Genomic DNA, 6,228 nt, shown 5'->3' with positions numbered 1-6,228 from the left:
GGGGTCGGGGAGCAGGGTGTCGGGAGCATGCCGGGGGGCTGTGAGCCGGGCGCGCACCGCGGCCGTCAACGCTTCCCGCACTCCCTCGACCGCCCCCTCCGGGTCGGCCTCGGGGGCGGCGACGGCGAGGGAGGCCACGGGCTCGTAGCCGGTGATCTCCCGGGAGCCCTCGCGCAGGATCAGGGTGTGGCCGGGCGGGATGCGGCGCACGCCGACGTACGGGGTGCCGTCGCCCAGTGCCTCGGGGCTGTCGGGGCAGGCGAGCAGGGCGGCGAGGTGGCCGATGTCGAGCTGTGCGCCGATGAGGTCGGCGAGGGGGAGGGCGGCGGTGGCGTACGCGGTGCCGCCCGCCCAGGGGGTGTAGAAGACGGGGCGGGCGCCGGCGAGGTCGCCGAGGACGGTGATGCGCCGGCCGGCCTGGACGACGGCGGTGTAGCTGCCGGGCCATTCGGTGAGGTGGCGCAGGGCGCCGCCGCGGGCGGCGTAGAGGGCGCGGCGGAGTTCCTCGTCGCCGGCGCCGCAGCAGCCGAGGACGGCGAGCCGGGTGAACGGGTCGGCGGGGTCGGCGGTGACGGTGCGGATCTCGTCGGGGCGCCAGTCGCCGACGGCCCAGAGGGGGTCGGGGTCGCCCCACAGGAGCTGGGCGCCGACGGGGTGGACGGTGCGTTCGGCGTCCTGGCCTGCGGGGTCGTCGGCGTGGGCGGCGTCGGCGATGCCGCCGCGGAGGGGGGCGTCGTACCCGGTGCCGGCGGCCGGTGGCGGGACGCGTCCGGCCGTACCGAAGCTCGCGGCGATACTGCTCCACCCGACCAACCAGCGCACCGCCGCCTCCCCCAGCCCGTGGGCACATGACCGGGGCAACGGGCGGCACGGACGATGTGGTCGGCGCCGAGGGCGCGGCCGGCGGGGCCCCGGTGGCTCGGGGTCCATGCTGCCACGAGACGGGCGTGCGAGAGCGGCTTCGGGGGGCGCACATGTAAACGAACACGCCGTGGCCACACGGTATTTGGCGTTCCGTTCCCACCGCCCCATAGGTCGGTTTCGGCCATTCTTCGGCCGTACTGAGCACCCGTACGCGTCCTCGCGCGGGAGGCGGCGGGAGGCCGCGGGGCGCGGTCCGGGAGGCCTGATCGCACCCCCCGGACCGTTCCGCCACCCGCGGGGATTGAGGCAGCGGCATCCCCCGGCCTGCCGCATGCACGCGGCGGGCCGACCCACGCACGGCACATCGAATCGCCGGGCCCCGGGTGCGGCCAGAGCGCACGGCCGGGCGCACGGCCACACGGCCGGAGCACGATCCGAGGCGTGCGCCCCGGGGAGCGGGCCCCGGCGGACTGTGCGCACGGACAACAATCTCGCCATACGGAACTCGGGGCCTTAACGCTTGGGAGGCGGGGAACTACGCTGGGTTTACGAAATGCCGGGCGCCTATGCCCCGGCGGCGTCTGCGTTCCGCGTGTGACGAGGGGTGGCGCATGTCCAGGGAGCTCCGCGAGCCCAACGAGAAGCTCGGCGCCGTCCTCGCCCTGGCGGGCATCAGCAACGCGGGACTGGCCCGGCGGGTCAACGACCTCGGAGCACAGCGCGGCCTGACGCTCCGGTACGACAAGACCTCCGTCGCGCGGTGGGTGTCGAAGGGGATGGTGCCGCAGGGCGCGGCCCCGCACCTGATCGCCGCCGCGATCGGCGCGAAGCTGGGGCGTCCGGTGCCGCTGCACGAGATCGGGCTGGCAGACGCCGACCCCGCGCCGGAGGTCGGGCTGGCCTTCCCGCGCGATGTCGGCGCGGCCGTACGGTCGGCGACCGACCTCTACCGGCTGGACCTCGCGGGCCGGCGCGGCGGTGGCGGGATCTGGCAGTCGCTCGCCGGTTCCTTCTCCGTCTCGGCGTACGCGACGCCGGCCTCGCGGTGGCTGATATCGCCCGCGGACAGCTCGGTGGCCCGCGAGCCGGGCCCCGCCCCGGACCCCGGACCGCCCGCCCCCGCGGGCGGTGGCGTGCGTACGGCGGCTCCGGTGCGCACCACCTCCGTCGTCGCGCCCCGGCGCGCTCCCGAAACCCCCGCGCAGGGCGTTGTGCCCGCCCGCCCCGGAACCGAAACCGCCGTCCCGGCGCCGGTGGCGGCCCCCGTGCCGGTGCTCCCGGACGCCTCCCCGCAGCGCGTCGGGCACAGCGACGTGGCCAAGCTGCGGGAGGCGGCGGAGGACGCGCGCCGCTGGGACTCCAAGTACGGCGGCGGGGACTGGCGTTCGTCGATGGTCCCCGAGTGCCTGCGGGTGGACGCGGCGCCGCTGCTGCTCGGCTCCTACACGGACGAGGTGGGCCGCGCGCTGTTCGGGGCGACCGCCGAACTGACCCGGCTGGCCGGGTGGATGGCCTTCGACACCGGCCAGCAGGAGGCGGCCCAGCGGTACTACATCCAGGCGCTGCGGCTGGCCCGTGCGGCCGCCGACGTGCCGCTCGGCGGGTACGTCCTGGCCTCGATGTCCCTCCAGGCGACCTACCGGGACTTCCCGGACGAGGGGGTCGACCTCGCCCAGGCGGCCGTCGAGCGCAACCGGGGCCTGGCCACCGCCCGCACCATGAGCTTCTTCCGCCTCGTGGAGGCCCGGGCGCACGCCAAGGCCGGCGACTCGGCGGCGGCCGGTTCGGCGCTGCGCGCGGCCGAGGGCTGGCTGGAACGCTCCCGCGAGGGGGATTCCGACCCGACCTGGCTGGGTTTCTACTCGTACGACCGTTTCGCGGCGGATGCCGCGGAATGCTACCGGGACCTCAAACTCCCCCGTCAGGTCCGCCGCTTCACCGAGCAGGCCCTCTCCCGCCCCACGGAGGAGTACGTGCGCTCGCACGGCCTGCGGCTGGTGGTGAGCGCGGTCGCCGAGCTGGAGTCGGGCAACCTGGACGCGGCCTGCGCCGCCGGCACCCGGGCCGTGGAGGTCGCGGGCCGCATCTCCTCCGCCCGCACCACCGAGTACGTACGGGACCTGCTGCACCGCCTGGAGCCGTACGGGGACGAGCCGCGCGTCGCGGAGCTGCGCGAACGGGCCCGGCCGCTGCTGGTCACACCCGCGTAGCCCCTATTGTCGGTGGCGGGGTGCAAGATGCAGGGGTGGGAGGTGTCAGCGTGGGCGGCGGCGTGGACTGCGATGTGCTGGTGATCGGTGGCGGGATCGTCGGCCTGTCGACGGCGCATGCCCTGTCGAGCCTGGCTCCCGGGACCCGCGTGACCGTGCTGGAGAAGGAGTCCGGGCCCGCCCGGCACCAGACGGGCCGCAACAGCGGGGTGATCCACAGCGGCATCTACTACCGCCCCGGCTCCCTCAAGGCGCGCTTCGCGGTGCGCGGGGCCGCCGAGATGGTGAAGTTCTGCGCGGAGCACGGCATCGCGCACGAGGTGACCGGCAAGCTGATCGTGGCCACGGACCGCTCCGAGCTGCCCCGCCTGCACTCCCTGGTCCAGCGCGGCCGGGAGAACGGCATCCCGGTGCGCGAGCTGGGGCCGGCGCAGATCGCTGAGTACGAGCCGGAGATCAGCGGCCTGGCCGCGATCCACGTCGGCACCACCGGGATCGTGGACTACGGCCAGGTGGCCGCGCAGCTCGCCGAGTCCTCCGGCGCGGAGATCGTCTACGGGGCGGAGGTCGACCTGATCTCGCGCCGCCCGTCCGCGGTGGCGGTGCGGACCCGGTCGGGGCAGGTGGTCCGGGCGCGGGTGCTGGTGAACTGCGCGGGCCTGCAGTGCGACCGGATCGCCCGGCTGGCCGGGGACGACCCGGGCATGCGGATCATCCCCTTCCGGGGCGAGTACCACGACCTGGCCCGGCCCTCGCTGGTGCGCGGGCTGGTCTATCCCGTCCCCGACCCGGCGTTCCCCTTCCTCGGGGTGCACCTGACGCGGGGCATCGGCGGCGGGGTCCACGTCGGCCCGAACGCCGTGCCGGCGCTGGCCCGGGAGGGCTACCGCTGGGGCACGGTCCGGCCGCGCGACCTCGGCACGGAGCTGGCCTGGCCGGGATCCTGGCGGATGGCCGCGCGGCACTGGCGGTACGGGGCGGGCGAGATCCACCGCTCCCTGTCGAAGGCGGCCTTCACCGAGGCCGTGCGCCGCCTGCTGCCCGCCGTCACGGAGGCGGACCTCACCCCCGCCACGGCGGGAGTCCGCGCCCAGGCCGTCCTGCGGGACGGGACCCTGGTGGACGACTTCCTCATCCGCGAGGCCCCGCGCACGGTGCACGTCCTGAACGCCCCCTCCCCCGCGGCGACGGCGTCCCTCCCGATCGGCCGCGAGATCGCCGCCCGGGCCCTGCGCACCCTGCGCTCCGCCTGACCCCGCCGCCGCCCGGCCGGGACGGGGCGCCCGGCGTAGAATCGGCGCATTGTGTCTGAGTCCCTGAACCCCCAGCCCAGCCTCCCCGACGCCGCGCCGGAGGCAGCCTCACCGACGGAGAACGGCGGGTACGTGCCGCCCAAGTGGCGGACCGAGCCGCGGTTCCCCGACGGCCCCGCGCCCGACCCCGCCGGCTCGCACCACGAGCGCCGCATCCGCAGCTTCCAGCCGCGCCGCAGCCGGGTCACCACCGGCCAGGGCGAGGCGCTCAAGCGCCTGTGGGGCACCTGGGGCCTGGACATCGACGGCCGAGAGGTCATCGACCTCGACCGCCTCTTCGGCGGCCTCCCCGTGGTCCTGGAGATCGGCTTCGGCATGGGCGAGGCCACCGCCCAGATGGCCGCCGCCGACCCCTCCACCGGCATCCTCGCCGTCGACGTCCACACCCCCGGCCAGGGCAACCTCCTCGCCCTCGCCGAGCGCGGCGGGATGACCAACGTCCGCGTGGCGAACGGCGACGCCATCATCCTGCTCCGCGAGATGCTGCCGCCCGCCTCCCTCGCGGGGATGCGCGTCTACTTCCCGGACCCGTGGCCCAAGGCCCGCCACCACAAGCGCCGGCTGATCCAGCCGGAGTTCCTCGACCTGGCCGCCACCCGCCTGGCGCCCGGCGCGCTGCTGCACTGCGCGACGGACTGGGAGCCGTACGCCGAGCAGATGCTCGAAGTGCTCACCGCGCACCCCGAGTTCGAGAACACCCAGGCCGACGGCGGCTACGCCCCGCGCCCGGAGTTCCGCCCGCTCACCCGCTTCGAGGGCCAGGGCCTCGACAAGGGGCACGTCGTACACGACCTCCTCTTCACTCGCACAGAACCCAACGCAGAGCCCAAGAACGGATAAACGTCACTCCGAGTGTCCGAGCGGCTCGGTAGGGTCATCATGTGCTCCGAGCACCCTCGCTCTCCCGTGTGCTCGCACGCCCGTCGGGCACGGCCCGCGCGTGCGTGCTCGTCGTCCTGCTCGGCACGACCGGGGTCGCGATCCTCGAACTCGTGCGGGAGCAGACCGGCACGGCCGGGTTCTGCGTAGGCCTCGGCCTGGCCCTGCTGCCGGTGCCGCCACTGATGGCGGCGTTCCGGTGGCTGGGCCGGGCCGCGCCCGGCCCGTGGCGGCAGTTGCTGTTCTGCTTCGGCTGGGGGGCCTGCACCGCGGCGCTGATCGCGATACTGGCCAACAGCTTCGCCACGGAGTGGATGGCCGAGGCCGCCGACCCCTCGGCGGCCGACCTGCTCGGCTCGGTGGCGGTGGCGCCGGTCGTGGAGGAGTCCGCGAAGGCGGCGGTGCTGTTCGCCGTGTTCGCCTTCCGAAGACCGCCTTCCGCGGGCGCCGCCGACGGTTTCGTGTTCGCCGGGTTCACCGCGACCGGTTTCGCCTTCACCGAGAACGTGCTCTACCTGGGCAACGCCTTCGAGGAGGACCTGGCCAAGGGCACGGGCGCGCTGGACTCGGTGACGGCCGCGACCTTCTTCGTCCGGGTCGTGCTCTCCCCCTTCGCGCACCCGCTGTTCACCGTGCTCACGGGCCTCGGCCTCGGGGTGGCCGCCGCCGGCGGCCGCCGCAGCCGCCGGGCCGGCCCCCCGCTGTTCGGCCTCGCCCTGGCCATGGCCGCGCACGCGGCGTGGAACGGCTCCTCGCACGTGGGGCGGTACGGGTTCTACTGGGTCTACGGCTGCGTGATGGTCCCGGTGTTCGGGCTGCTGCTGTGGCTGGCGGTGCGGATGCGGCGCGAGCGGCTGCGGGTCGTCGCCGCCGAGCTGTCGGTGTACTCGGCCGCCGGCTGGATCGGCCCGGCGGAGGTGCCGGCGCTGGCTTCGATGCCGGCCCGCTCCCGGGCGCGGGCC

At 75.4% G+C, this 6,228-nt stretch carries 4 protein-coding genes and 1 pseudogene; 4 read left to right on the top strand and 1 reads right to left on the bottom strand.

Going from position 1 to position 6,228, the window contains the following annotated elements; all coding sequences use genetic code 11:
- Positions 1-822 (bottom strand): annotated as a pseudogene (locus tag VR44_RS07270) (asparagine synthase-related protein); the annotation flags it as partial.
- Positions 823-1,475: 653 nt separating this feature from the next.
- Here VR44_RS07270 and VR44_RS07265 point away from each other — a divergent pair.
- The 4 genes from VR44_RS07265 to VR44_RS07250 form a co-directional block, all read left to right on the top strand.
- On the top strand, positions 1,476-3,074 hold the full coding sequence (locus VR44_RS07265; protein ID WP_045946546.1) for an NsdA family TPR-like regulatory protein: 1,599 nt from the start codon (positions 1,476-1,478) through the stop codon (positions 3,072-3,074).
- 20 nt (positions 3,075-3,094) lie between these two features.
- Positions 3,095-4,327: an L-2-hydroxyglutarate oxidase gene (gene lhgO / locus VR44_RS07260; RefSeq protein ID WP_045946545.1), complete on the top strand. Its 1,233-nt coding sequence runs from the start codon at positions 3,095-3,097 to the stop codon at positions 4,325-4,327.
- Positions 4,328-4,378: 51 nt separating this feature from the next.
- Complete coding sequence (gene trmB / locus VR44_RS07255) at positions 4,379-5,227, top strand: tRNA (guanosine(46)-N7)-methyltransferase TrmB (RefSeq protein WP_063778900.1); 849 nt, start codon at positions 4,379-4,381, stop codon at positions 5,225-5,227.
- Positions 5,228-5,295: 68 nt separating this feature from the next.
- On the top strand, positions 5,296-6,228 hold a 933-nt coding region (locus tag VR44_RS07250; RefSeq protein WP_245691625.1), incomplete at its 3' end, for a PrsW family intramembrane metalloprotease.

The organism is Streptomyces katrae (assembly GCF_000966975.1).
Classification (GTDB): Bacteria; Actinomycetota; Actinomycetes; order Streptomycetales; family Streptomycetaceae; genus Streptomyces; species Streptomyces katrae.
The sequence above is the reverse complement of the archived record's forward strand: the minus strand, read 5'-3'. Positions and strand labels throughout refer to the sequence as shown.